At 37.6% G+C, this 15,607-nt stretch carries 22 protein-coding genes; 20 read left to right on the top strand and 2 right to left on the bottom strand.

All coding sequences use genetic code 11. The features are described from left to right. Positions 1–65: 65 nt before the first annotated feature. The 14 genes from ssuD (at position 66) to U9R83_RS14480 (ending at position 7,575) form a co-directional block, all read left to right on the top strand. Entirely contained in the window at positions 66–1,136 is a 1,071-nt protein-coding gene (gene ssuD, locus U9R83_RS14545) for an FMNH2-dependent alkanesulfonate monooxygenase (RefSeq protein WP_140451444.1), read from the top strand. Positions 1,137–1,257: 121 nt separating this feature from the next. Then, positions 1,258–2,031, top strand: a complete 774-nt coding sequence (locus U9R83_RS14540) for an alpha/beta hydrolase (protein ID WP_115654222.1) — start codon at positions 1,258–1,260, stop codon at positions 2,029–2,031. Between the two features lie 79 nt (positions 2,032–2,110). Continuing rightward, positions 2,111–2,311, top strand: a complete 201-nt coding sequence (locus tag U9R83_RS14535) for a DUF6501 family protein (RefSeq protein WP_013057578.1) — start codon at positions 2,111–2,113, stop codon at positions 2,309–2,311. Between the two features lie 300 nt (positions 2,312–2,611). After that, positions 2,612–2,851, top strand: a complete 240-nt coding sequence (locus tag U9R83_RS14530; RefSeq protein ID WP_013057577.1) for a YiaA/YiaB family inner membrane protein — start codon at positions 2,612–2,614, stop codon at positions 2,849–2,851. Positions 2,852–2,975: 124 nt separating this feature from the next. After that, positions 2,976–3,497: a hypothetical protein gene (locus tag U9R83_RS14525; protein ID WP_328575320.1), complete on the top strand. Its 522-nt coding sequence runs from the start codon at positions 2,976–2,978 to the stop codon at positions 3,495–3,497. Between the two features lie 109 nt (positions 3,498–3,606). Then, positions 3,607–3,825 (top strand): spore germination protein, encoded by a 219-nt coding sequence (locus U9R83_RS14520; RefSeq protein ID WP_013083687.1) that lies wholly within the window; start codon positions 3,607–3,609, stop codon positions 3,823–3,825. A gap of 6 nt (positions 3,826–3,831) precedes the next feature. After that, entirely contained in the window at positions 3,832–4,065 is a 234-nt protein-coding gene (locus U9R83_RS14515; RefSeq protein WP_115654219.1) for a hypothetical protein, read from the top strand. Positions 4,066–4,220: 155 nt separating this feature from the next. Then, the gene (locus tag U9R83_RS14510) at positions 4,221–4,562 is read left to right on the top strand and encodes a DUF1033 family protein (RefSeq protein WP_013057574.1); all 342 of its coding nucleotides are present in this window, start codon (positions 4,221–4,223) and stop codon (positions 4,560–4,562) included. A 97-nt stretch (positions 4,563–4,659) separates the two neighbouring features. After that, the gene (gene sigY, locus U9R83_RS14505) at positions 4,660–5,190 is read left to right on the top strand and encodes an RNA polymerase sigma factor SigY (protein ID WP_013057572.1); all 531 of its coding nucleotides are present in this window, start codon (positions 4,660–4,662) and stop codon (positions 5,188–5,190) included. Then, positions 5,187–5,507: a YxlC family protein gene (locus tag U9R83_RS14500; protein ID WP_115654217.1), complete on the top strand. Its 321-nt coding sequence runs from the start codon at positions 5,187–5,189 to the stop codon at positions 5,505–5,507. The genes sigY and U9R83_RS14500 overlap by 4 nt, the downstream gene beginning before the upstream one ends. Then, a complete protein-coding gene (locus tag U9R83_RS14495; RefSeq protein ID WP_115654216.1) occupies positions 5,507–5,707 on the top strand; it encodes a transcriptional regulator in 201 nt (66 codons plus the stop codon). Before U9R83_RS14500 ends, U9R83_RS14495 begins: the two co-directional genes overlap by 1 nt. Next, positions 5,708–5,899, top strand: a complete 192-nt coding sequence (locus U9R83_RS14490) for a PLD nuclease N-terminal domain-containing protein (RefSeq protein WP_014459563.1) — start codon at positions 5,708–5,710, stop codon at positions 5,897–5,899. A 12-nt stretch (positions 5,900–5,911) separates the two neighbouring features. Beyond that, positions 5,912–6,802 (top strand): ABC transporter ATP-binding protein, encoded by an 891-nt coding sequence (locus U9R83_RS14485; protein ID WP_115654215.1) that lies wholly within the window; start codon positions 5,912–5,914, stop codon positions 6,800–6,802. Further along, entirely contained in the window at positions 6,799–7,575 is a 777-nt protein-coding gene (locus U9R83_RS14480) for an ABC transporter permease (RefSeq protein WP_328575319.1), read from the top strand. Before U9R83_RS14485 ends, U9R83_RS14480 begins: the two co-directional genes overlap by 4 nt. 27 nt (positions 7,576–7,602) lie before the next feature. Here U9R83_RS14480 and U9R83_RS14475 read toward each other — a convergent pair whose 3' ends face one another. Then, positions 7,603–8,406: a lipid II flippase Amj family protein gene (locus U9R83_RS14475; protein WP_014459566.1), complete on the bottom strand. Its 804-nt coding sequence runs from the start codon at positions 8,404–8,406 to the stop codon at positions 7,603–7,605. 506 nt (positions 8,407–8,912) lie between these two features. On the opposite strand from U9R83_RS14475, the gene U9R83_RS14470 reads away from it, so the two are divergent. The 6 genes from U9R83_RS14470 to U9R83_RS14445 all read left to right on the top strand — a co-directional run bounded on the left by U9R83_RS14470 (position 8,913) and on the right by U9R83_RS14445 (position 13,662). Then, positions 8,913–9,560, top strand: coding sequence for a VC0807 family protein (locus U9R83_RS14470; protein WP_013057564.1), 648 nt, complete (start codon positions 8,913–8,915; stop codon positions 9,558–9,560). 161 nt (positions 9,561–9,721) lie between these two features. Then, positions 9,722–10,396 carry a GntR family transcriptional regulator gene (locus U9R83_RS14465; RefSeq protein ID WP_251466313.1) on the top strand — a complete coding sequence of 225 codons (675 nt, stop codon included), beginning with the start codon at positions 9,722–9,724 and terminating at the stop codon, positions 10,394–10,396. Continuing rightward, on the top strand, positions 10,393–11,085 hold the full coding sequence (locus U9R83_RS14460; protein WP_144632903.1) for a DUF2848 family protein: 693 nt from the start codon (positions 10,393–10,395) through the stop codon (positions 11,083–11,085). The genes U9R83_RS14465 and U9R83_RS14460 overlap by 4 nt, the downstream gene beginning before the upstream one ends. After that, positions 11,082–11,864 (top strand): carbon-nitrogen family hydrolase, encoded by a 783-nt coding sequence (locus U9R83_RS14455; protein ID WP_310876496.1) that lies wholly within the window; start codon positions 11,082–11,084, stop codon positions 11,862–11,864. The genes U9R83_RS14460 and U9R83_RS14455 overlap by 4 nt, the downstream gene beginning before the upstream one ends. A 39-nt stretch (positions 11,865–11,903) precedes the next feature. Next, positions 11,904–13,199, top strand: a complete 1,296-nt coding sequence (locus U9R83_RS14450; RefSeq protein WP_310876495.1) for an MFS transporter — start codon at positions 11,904–11,906, stop codon at positions 13,197–13,199. A 190-nt stretch (positions 13,200–13,389) separates the two neighbouring features. Then, the gene (locus tag U9R83_RS14445) at positions 13,390–13,662 is read left to right on the top strand and encodes a hypothetical protein (RefSeq protein WP_223260190.1); all 273 of its coding nucleotides are present in this window, start codon (positions 13,390–13,392) and stop codon (positions 13,660–13,662) included. A gap of 57 nt (positions 13,663–13,719) precedes the next feature. Here U9R83_RS14445 and U9R83_RS14440 read toward each other — a convergent pair whose 3' ends face one another. Continuing rightward, complete coding sequence (locus U9R83_RS14440) at positions 13,720–15,420, bottom strand: L-lactate permease (protein ID WP_115654212.1); 1,701 nt, start codon at positions 15,418–15,420, stop codon at positions 13,720–13,722. Between the last annotated feature and the right edge of the window lie 187 nt (positions 15,421–15,607).

Below are 15,607 nucleotides of genomic sequence, written 5' to 3'. Positions count from 1 at the left end.
AGAATTGAACAAACAATATGAAAACGCTTTATATAGAATACGAGAATATTTAGGAGGAAATGGAAATGAACATCTTATGGTTTTTCCCTACAGCAGGCGACGGACATTATCTAGGCACAACCGAAGGAAGCAGAACAAGCGACATTCACTACTTAAAGCAAATCGCACACGGGCTGGATTATCTAGGATATGACGGCGCTTTATTGCCTACTGGTTCAAATTGTGAAGATTCATGGGTGATTGCATCGGCACTTGCTTCCGTTACGAATCGACTGAAGTTTTTAATTGCACTTCGCCCAGGTGTCATGTCTCCCACACTTTCAGCACGGATGGCTTCGACATTCGATCAAATGTCAAACGGCCGACTTATGTTAAATATTGTGACGGGAGGAGATCCTGTGGAGCAAGCAACGTACGGTAACTATTTAAGTCATGATAAACGCTATGAGTTAACAGATGAATTTTTAACGATTTGGCGAGATGTAATGGCAGGAAAAAAAGTGAATTATAAAGGAGAACATGTTGATGTAACAGGCGCGTACATTCCATCGCCTCCTGTCCAAAAACCGTATCCTCCGCTGTACTTTGGCGGATCTTCTCCAGCAGGAAAAGAAGTAGGAGCAAAGCATGCAGATGTATATTTGTTATGGGGAGAGCCGCCCGCAGTGATTAAAACAAAAATTGATGAGATGAAAGAAAAAGCTGCAAACGAAGGTAGGGACATTCGTTTTGGTATTCGCCTCCACGTTATTGTAAGAGAATCGGAAGACGAAGCGTGGGAATCTGCAGATAAATTAATTAAACATGTTAATGATGATACGATCAAAGCGTTTCAAGATAAGTTTGCCTCATTTGACTCCACTGCCCAAAAAACACAGTCAAGTTTGCACAGCGGCACAAAAGATCGAAGTGCACTGGAGATTGCTCCGAATCTATGGGCTGGAATTGGCTTAGCACGAGAAGGAGCTGGAACCGCTCTTGTTGGAAGTCCTGAAATTGTAGCGGATCGTTTAAAAGAATACAAAGAGCTAGGAATTGATACGTTTATTTTATCAGGCTACCCGCATCTAGAAGAAGCGTATACGTTTGCTGAGCTAGTATTTCCACATATTCAAAAAGAACGAAGCAAGAGATAATTCTTGCTTCGTTCTTTTTGAATCGTAAAAAAATAAATACCCCAGTTGACTTATAGGAATTATAGGTGTATTATAAAGATAGTTCATTTAGTCAGAAAATTTGTGATAAAGGGTGAAGAAAATGGAACGTTATGACGTAATTCAAGGCGCAGAATCTTTTTATTATAAAGGCAACGACATTGGTATACTTGTTTCTCACGGATTTATGGGGACTCCTCAAAGTATGGAATATATCGGAAAAGAATTAGCTGAAAAAGGTTTTACTGTGTACGGTTTGCGACTAACGGGACATGGTACTCACTACTATGATATTGAACAAACAACGTACGAGGAATGGAAGCAAGACTTTTTAAATGGGTATCAGCGTTTGAAGCAAGAATGCCGTCATGTATTTATCTTGGGTCAGTCCATGGGAGGCACTCTCACCTTTCATACAGCAAGCCAAGGATTAGATCTTGACGGAGTTATTGCAATCAATCCGGCTATGACGTCCATTCCTTCAATGGAGCCTTACCGCTCTCGTCATACGCCTCGTTATTTAAAAGAAGATCATCCTGATATTAAGGATCCAAACGTACATGAAATTACGTACGACAAAGTACCAGTGCGCTCTATGCGTGAGCTGCTTTCTTTAATGGACGAAACAAAAGAACGCTTACCTTATGTAACGTGCCCGGCTTTAGTACTAACATCAACCGTTGATAACGTAGTACCGCCTGAGAATTCAGCTTATATCTTAAACCATATTCAATCAGCAGAAAAAAGACAGCACATGCTTCGAAACTCTTACCATGTTGCGTCGATGGATTTTGATAAAGACACAATTGTTGCACAAACGGCACAGTTTGTACAAGCAACAGTTGCCAAAAAAAAAGTGCATGAGCGAATTTTTTAATTTTTAAATTCGCTCCGTTTCTTTTTTACTTCAAGTAAGATAAAATGAATCTTGAATGAAAACAAAGGAGTGTACATACATGATTCATTTAGAATGGAACGATCGTCCAACAATTAAACAAGTAAAATGCATACATACAGATGCAAAAAAATTCGTGGTTGAAAATGTTTTAACAGCAGGAAAAACATATGATGTAAAAAACGAAACAGAAGAATTTTATTTTGTTGTTGATAACACTGGCCAAGTCGGCGGCTTTTATAAAGAATACTTTGAAGGCTAAACAAAAAATCATCGTCTCGGCGATGATTTTTTTGTTGTAATAGAAATGATTAACTGAACTTTACAAACAATGTCTTCTACTTCTCAATGAGAACGAATGAACGTACTTTTAAATAGAATTTCTATATACAATCACTTCGCGAAAAAGCTCTGAGATAAAAATAGGATGTAAGACCTAAATTCTTCCGTTTCTTGTTCTGATTAAAAGGGTAACTGACTATAAATACCCATGACAACAATTATTTTACAATGTAAAATGAAAGCGACGCTTAACAGAAAAAGGAAAAGAGGAGGTCATACGATGAAAAAGCGTAATACAGCAGCTTTTACATTTTTAGCATGGACAGCTTTCATTACAGCACTATTAGCTATGTTTATAGGAATTTATACCTTAGATGCATCATTACCGGTTAAAGGTTATTATGCTGTTGGAACTTTATACTTAACGATGTCCGCTTTTGTGCTTCAAAAAACCATTCGTGATAACGAAGAAGATACGGCGCATGAACGTAAATATGACAAAGCCGAAGAAGAATTGTAAGTCGAAAAAAGAGCGTTTTTCTAGCTCCTTGAAAAACATCTCCATTTTTGGGAGATGTTTTTTTATATAAAAAACAGGGAACTTGTCACTCCATGTCGTATTAATAAAGAAGGAGGCGATTGAATTGACACAACTAATGATTAATAACGTAAATTTTCACGTTGATATGTTTGAAGAAAAAATGATTACTGATGCGAATACAGGTGAAAAGCTGAAAAGGCTAAACTTTTCTTTTTCGGTTGTAGGCAAAGCAGCTTATGATAAATATGATGCATTTTTTGAGGATCCGTACTTTGAAGTAACAAATATGGAGACAAAAGAAACGCTAACACTAAAAAACATTTCGCATAGCACATTTTATCAGTCACCTGAAATTACAGAGCATACAAATATTGTTTTCAGAGTGAAGCTGCAGCAAGAACCTGTTAAAACAAAAGAACAAGTGAAAAATGAACAGCCAACAGAGAGCACGGTAAACGAAATGCTTTTATCTAGAATAAAGTTTAAGGCTCTTGTCGAAATACTTGAAGAAAAAGGACTTTTAACAGAGAATGAGTTATATACAAAAATTGAAGAAGTAGCAGAACGAGATTTTGATATTCTTCGAGATGAATTAAGTCATTCTAAAAAAGAGGTAAAAGCGTAAAAATACCCCATTCTGCAGGGGGATTTTTTATTTATATCCATTAATTTATAACCCTTTTGATAAATCATTCATATATTACATCACGATGAAAATAAAAAGGGTGAGGATAATGCCGATTGTTATTAATCATGTAGTGATTCCAAACGTTACAGGAGGAGTCGTTACGTTTGGCGACACGTACTATGTTTCTCCAAAAAGTAACAGTAAAACCGCACAAGGTTCAGGGTCTTCAAATACAGGAATTTGTGTAAATACAAATTCAGGACTTTCTAATACAAATACGCTCGATCCGGATGGTTCTGATCAAAACGGCTTCGGAAACGGATAAGGAGAGATGTTTTACTCTTCTTTCTACACGCCTTTTCAGTATTCGTTTTATCCGTATTTTATACCTTCTTTTGCACGTCCGATTGGATTTGTCGTGTCACCTGATGGAGCGATGGATAACTGGTGGGGCAAAAAACCATCTTGGTGGGGGAAAATTACGCCTTCAGCCGGCGTTTTCCCTCCTGTTACCCAGTACTATACGGGCAGTTTAGTTCCTTATAGTTTAAGGAGCTATTATTAATATAAAAAAGATGTTCGAATTAAGCTACCTTGTTGGCGTCTATTTCCTGAAAATAGGCGTTTTTTTCCGTTTTACTTGATTCAAAGTTATTTTTGCTGAATAATAAGGAAAAGAGAATTTTTAGAAGTAAGCTGTAAGTAAGGAGATGTTCAATCATGACAGATAAATGGAGAGTTCATAAAATAAAAAGTGATTGTGAACCTTGGCTGTTTTTAGAAGGCTGGGAAAAAGATATTATTGAAACCATTGAATTTGAAAAAAAAGAAGAAGCGCTTCGCTACTACGCGATGATGATTTATGAATTTCATCAAAAATATGCAAGCGTGCGAAGTGATGAACTAGCGCTCTTTAGCTTTTGGAACGAAGGCGAAAAGGAATTTTGCGAGGCCTGTGATGATGATCTTCAAATCTTCCACGGTGTTTTATTCGCTAAAAACGATGAAGTCTATTCATTAGAAGAAGATGAAGAAGGATTAAAAATGCTTCGTACTAAATAAAAACGTCCTGCGGGGCGTTTTTTTTATATAAAAAATGAACGATTTCAATTGCTAAAGCGTCATATAGGTGATGAAACAAAAAGGAGGGGTGACCGCTTTGGAACAAGATGATTTCATCCTTGTCCAAAAAGCATTACAAGGTGATGATGATGCCTTTTCATTATTATTTCAGCGCTATCATTCATTTTTATATAAATACCTTTTAAAGCTGACATTAGATGAGGACTTATGCAGTGAATTGTGTCAGGAAGCAATGATGAAGTGTTACGTGAATCTTTCTTCATACAAAAATGAAGCAAAGTTTTCGACTTGGATGATATCCATTGCTTCAAGACTGTACATGGATTATTTGCGTAAGCAAAAACGTGAAAAAAGCAGTCTTCAGCGAATAAAGCAGTCTTTATCGCACCAGCTTCAGTGGAAAGCTAAATACAAAGGAGTGGAATGGAGCGAGATGTTTTCCGATTTTAATGAACTCGATTCGCGCTTTCGAATTCCTGTCTTGCTTCGACATTATTACGGATACACATACGATGAGATTGCCCATATGCTGAATATGCGAGCAGGAACGGTCAAATCAAGAGTAAATAAAGGAGTAAACATACTGAGAAAGGAGTGGAAAGAATGAGAGAAGAAAATGACAATCAGCCCTTGCATTCTTTAAAAAAAGATTGGGAGCAGCTAGAGAGTTTAGCAAGTCATGAACATATTTCTCTTCATGTAATTAAAGAGCAACTTCTTATTGAAAAACAAAAGCAGAAAAAAGCTTTCCGGAAAGAGTTATGCTTATTTACATTAACAGCACTTGTTATTTTAACAGTAATGGCGACGGCTATTTTACAAATACCTGCCTTATTTATCGCCATTGAAGTGATCGGGATCATTGTTGCTCCTATTTCTTTTATCGTTTTTCACTATAAACGAAAAAAGGAGATGTTTTTATAATGAATGAAAAATGGATTTTGGTTCTGTTTATTTCGCCATTTCTTCTTCTTCAAAGCTTTCTCCTTTTTATCAATGCAAAAAAACGCGGCGCCCATCCATGGTTTTGGGGAATATGGGGACTGATTCAAATTCCAATGCCAACGCTTTTTTATTGGTTTTTTATTATTTGGCTTCCAGCACGAAAAAAAAGGGGGATATAAATGAATGAAATTAACTGGTTGTTAATTGCTCCAATTCTATTATTACAATTATTTTTAATGATTCCAGCATTGATAAGCTGCATAAAGCAAGAAGAGACAAACGGACCAAAATGGTTATGGGGACTCATCATTTTATGTGTAAGTACAGTCGGTCCCGTTTTATATTTTGTTTTAGGACGTAAAAAACAGTGAGGTGGAACGAAGATGTTTATGCAAGTAGAAGGACTGACAAAAACGTACCGCAATATAACCGTTGTAGATAACCTTTCATTTAATCTCGATAAAGGAAAATGTGTAGCATTGTTAGGGCCTAATGGTGCAGGTAAGACAACTACTCTGCATATGATTGCAGGTCTTACGGCACCTAATAAAGGGAAAATTTCTTTTGAAGATAAACAACATCAAGACGTACGGTCATTTGTTGGCTTTCTGCCACAGCATCCTACGTTTTTTAATTGGATGACGCCTCAGCAGTATTTAACTTTTTTAGGTCTTTTATCTAATATTTCAAAGAATGTGCTTTCCCAACGAATAGATGAAGTACTTGAAACTGTAGGTTTAAAAGGAAAGGAAAAGCAGAAAATTGCTGGCTTTTCTGGAGGAATGAAACAACGTTTGGGCTTAGCGCAAGCCTTGTTGCATAAACCTGAACTGCTAATTTTAGATGAACCCGTTTCGGCTTTGGATCCTGAAGGCAGGAAAGATGTCCTAATGATTATCGAAGCATTAAAGAAGGATACATCCATTCTATTTTCAACCCATATTTTGCATGATGCAGAACAAATATGCGATAACATTATCATGATTAAAAACGGACGTATGAAATGGAATGGAACAAAGAGTTCGCTGCGCCAAGAGTTTACGTCTCCTACTTTTACGATTGAAACAGAAGAAAGGCTCCCTGCATCTCTTAGCAGTCTGCCAAGTGAACAGCTGTTGTTTCATTCGCCATATAAAGCCACTGTAGGTGTAAAAGATACATCTCAGCAGCAGCAACTGCTTCAACTGCTTGTTGATCAACAAGCAAATCTTGTTTTATTTGAACGAAAACAGCATTCTCTCGAAGATGTGTATCTAGAGGTGATGAACAAATGAACACATTTGGAGTCTTATTTAAAAAGGAACTGCATGAATTATTTGCGAACGGCAAAGGAATTTGGCTGCCTGTCTCTCTAATTTTGCTAGGCATCACACAGCCTTTAACGAATTATTATATGCCACAAATCATTGACATGGCAGGAAATTTACCAAAAGGAGCCATTATTCAACTTCCTACGCCCACCGGTCAAGAAGTATTGCAAGGTGTCCTTTCACAATATAGCACAATAGGAATCTTATTGATTGTACTAGCAAGCATGAATATGATTTCAAATGAACGACAAAATCATGCGGCTGTACTTGTTATGATGAGACCGGTGAGCGTCATTCAATACATTATCAGTAAATGGGCTGCGCAAATCGTACTGGTCATTGGCTCAACGTTTATAAGCTATATAGCAGCGTGGTATTATACAAATCTTTTATTTTCACATGTGGATTGGACTCATATGCTAGTTAGCTTTCTTTTATACAGTCTGTGGCTGATTTTTATTCTGTCCGTTTTAGTGGCAGCTGGAACCTTTCTTTTACAAAGCGGAGGAATTGCTGGAGTAAGCATATTGATCATTGCGTCACTTTCATTTTTGAGTACTTTGTTTACGAATCAATTAAAGTGGAGTCCTGTAGCGCTGTCACAATACGCCGGTCGTATACTTGAACAATTGCACTGGTCACAAAGTGTCACCAATACCGTAGTTGTTACATTAGTGAGCTGCTTTCTTCTTTTAATTGCTGCTGTTTATAGATACAAAAAAGTAGAATATGTATAAAAAGACTTCTGAAACGAAGTCTTTTTTCTAAGGAATTAATTTGCAAATCCACGCAATATAAAGAGCAGCGGGGACTAAGAGAATCTGGGCACATACTGTCCCGCATAAACGAGAGATGACGAGTGTACCAACCATTTTATTCATAGATTGCTTAGTAGATTCACCTTTCATTACCTTTTCAGTTAAAATGGCTACTTGCGGATCTACAAACACAGCAAGGGTAATCATCGCTAGTCCGTTAATAAGACCAGAAGACATCAGAATTGATTTAGAAAGGGTAGGCTCGAGCGTAGAAGCATAAAGAGTGGAAAGAACACCTACTGTATAAATGGTCGTAGCCATTAAATTCAAAAGAAGCAACCGCTTGGGCACTCCGCCTATTCGCAGCTGAGACAGCATAATCCACCTAGGACGCTTCACGTGTTTTTTTGCTTTTTCCAGCGTATGTATGGAAGCAATGTTTTTCATCATTTTGGGTACAGATCCCGCTACTTCTAAGTGTGAAATCATGCGGGAGAAGATCGATACAAAGCTAGGAATTAAAAGAGCACCTGCGATTGTCCCGATAGAAGCCGCGAGCAAGATAGTTTGAAGCTGATGAAGTAGAAGGGGCAAATCTTCTTTAGACTGGACCGCATCTCCTAATTTGCCGGTCAGCGGAGCTTGCACCATATTAGCTGTTCTTGAAACGATGACAATAATATTAAAAAGAGATAGGGCCACGACTAGTTTTCCAGTTTTCAAGCCCGCAAGTCTCACAGAGTAGGCTAGTGTTTCAATCATGTGAATAATTCCTACAAATACACAAATAATCAGTAATTTTTCCATCATAATAAGTAAGTTCCTTTCTTTGATACACGCACTTCCTTATTATGTATAATTTTGGTTCATTTGTAAATAAAAAGCCACTTGCTACCAAGAGTAGCAAGCGGCTTTTTATTATCGATGCTGGTTAATATCACGAAGTATATCTTTGCTAGCCTGATAATCTTTTTCCCGTTCTTTTTCCACCTGTAGACGTTTGTCTAGTTTACGGCTATATTCAGCATACCCCACGCCGTGAGAAAGCTGCATGGCCTTTTCCATTTCTGACGTGTACGTTAGGTGAAGTGCGATAATGAATCAATCCTTTCAGCATTTTTCACTTGTGGCACATGTATTGCTGCTCAAGTGTTTCGATGTTTATAATTCTTGAAGTCTTTCTAGAAATCGTTTTCCCTGTCGCTTTGGATCTAAACATAAATGATTAAAATTTCATAACATTCCAGGTAAAAGCCTTTTTTTCTTGCGTAGTATCCCATATAATAGCAGGAACAACGTTTTTAAAGGAGTTATATATGAACAATACAAAACGAGTATGGTTTGATTTACTTTTTTATATCGCTATTCCTTACCTAATATGGAATCAAGGAAAAGACATTATTGGTGATTACTATGCCATTTTGCTTTCAACAGCACCAGCGTTTGTGTATACCATTTATACATTTATTAAAGATCGCCAGTTTAACGTAACAGGATTGTTTATTGTCATTACGCTGCTGGCACGTACCATTATTGATTTAATTTCAGGGAACGCAGCGACGATGTTAAACAATCAAGTATACTTTATGATTGGACTGGCTGTAGTTGTTCTGTTTACCATTGTGATAAAAAAGCCAATTGGTTTGTACTTCTTTGTAGATACGGCTTACTTAATGGGCTATAAGCGAGAAGACTCTCTAAAACTCTTCCACCAGCCCGATTTATTCAAAATGATGAACTGGCTTACAGTACTGTTCGCAGGTCGCTATGTATTTTTAGCAATCGTAAAATACGTATTGATTCAAAAGTACGGAGTAGAAGGGTACGGGAACATGATTGTATTCCGTCAGGCCGTTACGTGGGCATTCTCCATTTTAATTGCCGTCTACACGTATTTTATCTATAAAAAAATTCAAGATAAAACAGGGATGGATAATCCGATGAATCCAAATGTAAATGAATAAAAAAAGAAGCGTGCGTTTAACTAACGTACGCTTTTTTGTGGCAGGAATAAGTTTGTTAAATTTTCTGACAAAAATATTGTAAAGAGATTCTCTCATGTATATACTAGAAATAAGAAGTAACTGGCATGCCACATGCCAAAAGAATCAAAGGAGATAAAATTATGAGTTTATCAAAATTAACACAGCCGTTATCACTAAAGCAGCAGGCGTATGAAGGAATTAAAAACGCTATTATCGATCATACCATTGCTCCTGGAGAAGTCTTGTATGAAAGAAAATTAAGTGAAGAATTAGGAATCAGCCGCACACCGATTCGTGAAGCTATTCCACTTTTAGAATTAGAAGGGTGGGTTACATCAATTCCGAGAAAAGGAACGTTAGTGAGCAGTATTACCGTAAAAGATGTAGAAGAAGTCATCCAAATTAGACGTGGTTTAGAGGTGTTGGTAGTAGAGCTACTTATTCCGATAATCTCAGAGGAACAAATTTCAATGATTGAACAGCTTTATCAGCAGCAGGTAAAACTACAAAAAGAAAATAAACTATTTATTTCTACAGATAAAGACTTTCATATCTTTTTAGCAGAATTAAGTGGAAATAGAAGATTAGTTAATCTAGTGCAAACTGTCAGTGATCAAATGCGATGGTTTGGAATTAGCGCTTCTTACTTACCTAATCGAATAGAAGAGACGTTAAAAGAACATTCAGCTATTATTGATTGTTTAAAAGAAAAAGACGTCGACAAAGCAAAGAAAGCTGTACTTAATCATATTGATCTTACTCGAGAAGCTGTACTCGCCAGCCTAAAAAATAAAGAAGGAGATGTCAGTAAATGAAAAAAGTAGCCATTTATGTGGAAAGTGTAGAAAAGGGAATAAAAGAGGAAGACATTCATATAAAAGATGTTCTTGTTGTTGGCTATGGTGGTAGAGATCTAAAAAAAGTCCAGGAGCACATTGACGAGTTGGCGGAAATTGGTGTCGCGCCGCCGTCAACTATACCAGCTGTTTATCCAATGCAACTATCTAATCTGTCTTTTGAACAAGCAATTAACGTTGCAAGAAAAGAAACGTCGGGGGAAGCAGAATATGTTTTATTTCATAACGGAACAGAATGGCTAATTACCCTTGGAAGTGACCATACGGACCGATTTCTCGAAATTGAAGATATTCAACTTTCAAAAGAAGCTTGTCCTAAGCCTCTTGCGACTAAGTTTTGGCGTTTAGAAGACGTTCAAAATCATTGGGATCAGCTATATTTACGCTCTTGGATTACAGATGAACAGGGGCGACGAAAATATCAAGACCATGACCTGACTTCTCTGCTAAGCGTTAATGATCTTCTCAATAAATTAGAGGAATTTGGTTATAAAGATATTGCAAATACAGTCATTTTCTCAGGAACAGTTCCAACGTTAGAAGGATTTGTATATGGTAGTAAATTTGAATATGAGCTTGGTGATCCGGTATTAAACCGAAAGATTGAGAGTTGTTATTCGATTGTTATACAAGAGGTAAGAGTATGAAGCTTGCGCTGATTCAATTAGATGTTAAAATTGGTGAACCAGATTGGAACTATCAGCATGCTAAAACGCTTATGTCCAAGACAATGAAAGAAAAGCCAGATATAGTTGTGCTGCCTGAAATGTGGAATACAGGCTATGCTTTAGAACGTGCACAGGAGTTAGGAGATAGAAACGGTCTACTCACAAAAGAACTGTTATCCTCATTTGCTAAAGAGCATAATGTAACGGTTGTTGGTGGAAGCATTTTAAATTGTCGATCCCACAGACAGGAAGTAACCAATACTATGCTAGTTTACAATGGACAAGGAGAACAAGTATTGGAGTACGATAAAATCCACTTATTTCGTTTGATGGATGAAGACAAATTTTTAAAAGCAGGAAATCGGTTTGGGTTGTTTTCTTATCAAGATATAAAAATAGGCACTATGATATGTTACGACTTGCGCTTTCCGCAGCTATCTCGAAAGTTAGTAAATGATGGCGCCCAAATGTTAATTAATGTTGCACAATGGCCAACAGCACGAGTAGATCATTGGAGAAGCTTATTAATTGCAAGAGCAATTGAAAATCAATGTTTTGTTATAGCTGTGAATCGCTGCGGGGAAAGTGAAGGAACTCATTTTCCAGGAAATTCAATGGTAATAGATCCATTAGGTGAAATTCTGTTGGAGGGGTCTCAAGAAGAAGATATATATATTATTGAAGTTGACTTAGAGAAAGTGAAAAATGTTCGAGAGCATATTCCAGTTATCACTGATCAACGGTTAGATCTGTATTAAAAATACAGAATTTTTAAAAAATATTGAGGAGGAAAGTAAATGGGGCAACCAGTTTATGAAGCAAAGTCATCTGACAAAACGCAGTCAAGAAAGGTCGTAGGGCTACGTTGGTGGTTAGCGCTTTTATTCTTTTTAATTGGTTTAATTGCTTACATGGATCGCTCTAACATCGCTATTATTGCTAAGCCAATGATGGAAGATTTAAATATGAATAAAGTTCAATTTGGCATGCTAGCCTCTTTGTTTTCACTAGGGTACGCTTTGTCTCAAATACCAGCAGGTTTGCTGGCCGAGAAGTTCGGGGCTCGTAAAATAGTTTTCTATGCTTTAGTTTGGTGGTCTATATTCACAGGATTAACAGCTTTAGTAAAGTCACACGGATTAATCGGACTTGTTCGATTTTTGTTTGGAGTTGGAGAAGGTCCCATGTATCCAGGAAACGCAGTATTTAATACGTACTGGTTTCCAAAGCAAGAAAAAGGAAGAGCTGCAAGTGCACTGCTTGCTGGTTCTTATTTCGGACCCGTTATCGCCCCCATTGTAACCGTTGCAATTTATCAGTCTCTCGGCTGGAAAGCTGTGTTTTATATTTTTGCTTTAATAGGGTTACTTGTTGCATTCGTTTGGTATGCAATAGGCAGAAATCGCCCAGAAGAACATTCGTGGATTAGCAAAGAAGAGCTTTCATATGTTATAGAGAATCGAACTGTTCAAAAAAAATCTAAGCAAACGGCCCCATGGGGAAAGTTTTTAAAAAATGGACGCTTCTGGGCTTTAGGGCTACAGTACTTCGTTGTATTATATATTGTAACTTTTTTCCTTGTATGGCTTCCCACTTATTTACTAGAAGCGCGTCAATTTTCTCTCAGCAGCATGGGATTTGCCGCAAGTTTACCGTGGCTGTGCATTTTTATTACAGTTATGACTGGGGGGGCACTTTCGGATTCATTGCTAAAGAAAGGAAAATCTAAAATGTTTGCACGCGGTGCTTTAGCTATTGGTGGATTGGTTGTTTTTTCTATCTCCATGTATCTAGCAGCCTATGCAACTACACCTTGGATGAATGTGTTATGGTTAACCCTTGCTTTGGGTTCGCTCGGATTTCCTGTTGTAACATCATGGGCAGCAGCGGTTGACTTAGGAAATGAGTATTCAGGATCTGTTTCGGGATGGATGAATTTATGGGGAAATATTGGAGCTTTTTTATCACCTATTCTTTGCGGATGGCTTGCCGAAACTATTGGATGGGAAGGAGCTTTACTTGTTAGTATTCTCCCAATTATTGTAGCTATTATACTTTGGTTTGGAGTACGCCCAGATCGTTCGTTAACATAAGCTTTTTATATTATCTGGCATACCACATGCCAATACAAAGTAAGATAGTCATAGAACATTCCTATGGCTATCTTTTTTTACATAGAAGCCTTTGTTACAAAACAGTGAACAATGCACAAAGCACTAACATCTCATTTAAAATTAATAGTAAAATAACGCTATTAGAAACGGGATGAAAGTAGGTCAAGAAATGAAACTATTATTAGCATGTCAAAAGCAGCCTTATCGAATTTTAGAAATGATTATGGTGTTTTTTACCTTAATTTTTGTCGTACTGTCGTTTTTTGATTACCGTCAGCTTTTTTTCCTTGTGTTTACGCTTGGAATTGTATTTGCTATTCGAGCGTTTGAAATGCAAGAAGGAGAGAAAAAGACTCAAGGAAACATCTGGCTACTTGTCGGTGTTGTGATGATTTTGCTAGATATAGTTTTATTTGTTGTATATGCCATCAATCGATCTTAACTAAAAGAAAAATGCTTCCGTGCAGAGGGTCACCTCTAGCTGCGGAAGCTTTTTTGATTAAGGAATCATCCACGATAGTACATTGGATTGTAAAAATGTTAATACGCAGACAATCAGCAGTAAAAATAAGCTGTGCTTCACCGTAAAACGAAGCAAATCGGACTCTTTTCCAGCCAACCCAACCGCAGCACAGGCAACAGCGATGGACTGCGGTGAAATCATTTTACCGGTTACTCCACCAGAAGAGTTTGCTGCAAGCGCAAGAAGCGGATCCATTCCAATAGACGTAGCCGTGATTTTTTGCAAGTTGCCGAACAATAAGTTGGCTGATGTATCTGATCCTGTAATAAAAACACCAAGCCAGCCGAGTACAGGAGAGAAAAAGGGAAATAACGCGCCTGTTTTAGCTAGCAGCAGTCCTAAGGTTGTACTCATTCCAGAAGCATTTGTCACGTAAGCAAATGCTACAACGGACATAATGGTAAGCAGCGGCAACGCTAATTCTTTGCACGTCTCGTTAAACGTAATAAACCATTCTTTCCAAGAGATGTTGACGATAAATTTTGTGACAACAGCAGACAACAGGATAGCTGTGCCGGCAGCGCCTAGTAATTCTAACTTATACACTGCCGCAATCGGTTCTCCATTTCCATTTAAAATTAAATTATTTAACCAAGGTACTTCTGGCATAAACGTTAAATAATGTCCGATGGAATTGATAGCGCTCAAAAAAGCGTTAGATCCTTCATAATGTCCTGTCAAAGCGGTTTTAATTTGAGGAATTCCCCATATAGAAATAAAGATCGTTAAAATTAAAAAAGGTGACCACGCCTTTGCAATTTGAGCCCCCGTGAATGCGGGTTGATCCTGAGTTTCTCTTGGCTCAGCCGAAGCGGAAGCTACTTCATGTGCTGCTTTTTCAGATCGAAAGCGAAACGTTGTTTTTGGTTTCCAGAATTTTAAGAAAATAGCGAGCGCAAAAAGTGAAACGAGTGCCGATAAAATATCGGGAAGTTCCGGTCCTAAAAAGTTAGAACTGACAAACTGGGTAAGGGCAAAAGAGATGCCGGATACTAAAATAGCAGGGAGTACTTCTAATGTTTTCTTAAATCCAGCCATTACAAAAACCAAATACAGCGGAATAAATACAGAAATAAAAGGAAGCTGGCGGCCTACCATTTTAGAGATTTCCATTGCCGCTACTCCAGTAGGACCTTCCATAGCCGTGATAGGAATACCGATTGCACCAAAAGCAACGGGTGCTGTGTTTGCTAATAAACATAAGCCAGCGGCATACAGTGGATTAAATCCTAAACCTACCAGCAGAGCTGCTGAAATAGCAACAGGTGCACCAAAACCAGCGGCCCCTTCAAGAAAAGCCCCAAACGAAAAAGCAACCAACAAAGCTTGAAGTCTGCGATCTTCTGTAATAGATACGACAGAGGTACGAATAATATCAAACTGACCGGTTTTTACGGTTAGTTTGTAAAGAAAAACAGACGTAATGATAATCCATCCAATTGGCAGTATACCGTATACGGCCCCTTGGCTGGCTGACATAAAAGCCATGCTAGCCGGCATTTTATAAGCAAGTATTGCAACGGCAAGTGCGACCAGTAAAGTTGTAACTCCAGCCATATAACCTTTCATTCGTTTAATAGCCAGAGCCCAAAAGAAGTAAAGAATAGGAATCAAAGCGATTAATGAAGACCAAATGACGCTGTTTCCTACAGGAGTGAACTGCTGTGTCCATGTCATAACTAACACCTCATTTTCAAATTAGTGAACTATAAATTTAGTAAAACGAAACCATTAAAACTACGATGATAAGGTCATCTGATGACTTATGTAAAAATGAATTCGCTTACATTATATTCTAATCCTTTTGTGATAGGCAAGTACTAAAAGAAACTTTTTTTCAAAAGAACGGACATTTTTTTGTTGA

The organism is Priestia sp. LL-8 (genome assembly GCF_036227845.1).
In the GTDB taxonomy this organism is placed as follows: Bacteria; Bacillota; Bacilli; order Bacillales; family Bacillaceae_H; genus Priestia; species Priestia zanthoxyli.
The sequence above is the reverse complement of the archived record's forward strand: the minus strand, read 5'-3'. Positions and strand labels throughout refer to the sequence as shown.

Coding starts and splice junctions, on each gene's coding strand:
- U9R83_RS14535 (WP_013057578.1), top strand. CDS start 2,111: ATGATTCATTTAGAATGGAACGATCGTCCAACAATTAAACAAGTAAAA.
- U9R83_RS14485 (WP_115654215.1), top strand. CDS start 5,912: ATGTTTATGCAAGTAGAAGGACTGACAAAAACGTACCGCAATATAACC.
- U9R83_RS14475 (WP_014459566.1), bottom strand. CDS start 8,406: ATGATGGAAAAATTACTGATTATTTGTGTATTTGTAGGAATTATTCAC.
- U9R83_RS14495 (WP_115654216.1), top strand. CDS start 5,507: ATGAATGAAAAATGGATTTTGGTTCTGTTTATTTCGCCATTTCTTCTT.
- U9R83_RS14460 (WP_144632903.1), top strand. CDS start 10,393: ATGAAAAAAGTAGCCATTTATGTGGAAAGTGTAGAAAAGGGAATAAAA.
- U9R83_RS14540 (WP_115654222.1), top strand. CDS start 1,258: ATGGAACGTTATGACGTAATTCAAGGCGCAGAATCTTTTTATTATAAA.
- U9R83_RS14465 (WP_251466313.1), top strand. CDS start 9,722: ATGAGTTTATCAAAATTAACACAGCCGTTATCACTAAAGCAGCAGGCG.
- U9R83_RS14500 (WP_115654217.1), top strand. CDS start 5,187: ATGAGAGAAGAAAATGACAATCAGCCCTTGCATTCTTTAAAAAAAGAT.
- ssuD (WP_140451444.1), top strand. CDS start 66: ATGAACATCTTATGGTTTTTCCCTACAGCAGGCGACGGACATTATCTA.
- U9R83_RS14450 (WP_310876495.1), top strand. CDS start 11,904: ATGGGGCAACCAGTTTATGAAGCAAAGTCATCTGACAAAACGCAGTCA.
- U9R83_RS14530 (WP_013057577.1), top strand. CDS start 2,612: ATGAAAAAGCGTAATACAGCAGCTTTTACATTTTTAGCATGGACAGCT.
- U9R83_RS14490 (WP_014459563.1), top strand. CDS start 5,708: ATGAATGAAATTAACTGGTTGTTAATTGCTCCAATTCTATTATTACAA.
- U9R83_RS14510 (WP_013057574.1), top strand. CDS start 4,221: ATGACAGATAAATGGAGAGTTCATAAAATAAAAAGTGATTGTGAACCT.
- U9R83_RS14520 (WP_013083687.1), top strand. CDS start 3,607: ATGCCGATTGTTATTAATCATGTAGTGATTCCAAACGTTACAGGAGGA.
- U9R83_RS14445 (WP_223260190.1), top strand. CDS start 13,390: ATGAAACTATTATTAGCATGTCAAAAGCAGCCTTATCGAATTTTAGAA.
- U9R83_RS14515 (WP_115654219.1), top strand. CDS start 3,832: ATGTTTTACTCTTCTTTCTACACGCCTTTTCAGTATTCGTTTTATCCG.
- U9R83_RS14480 (WP_328575319.1), top strand. CDS start 6,799: ATGAACACATTTGGAGTCTTATTTAAAAAGGAACTGCATGAATTATTT.
- U9R83_RS14440 (WP_115654212.1), bottom strand. CDS start 15,420: ATGACATGGACACAGCAGTTCACTCCTGTAGGAAACAGCGTCATTTGG.
- U9R83_RS14455 (WP_310876496.1), top strand. CDS start 11,082: ATGAAGCTTGCGCTGATTCAATTAGATGTTAAAATTGGTGAACCAGAT.
- U9R83_RS14470 (WP_013057564.1), top strand. CDS start 8,913: ATGAACAATACAAAACGAGTATGGTTTGATTTACTTTTTTATATCGCT.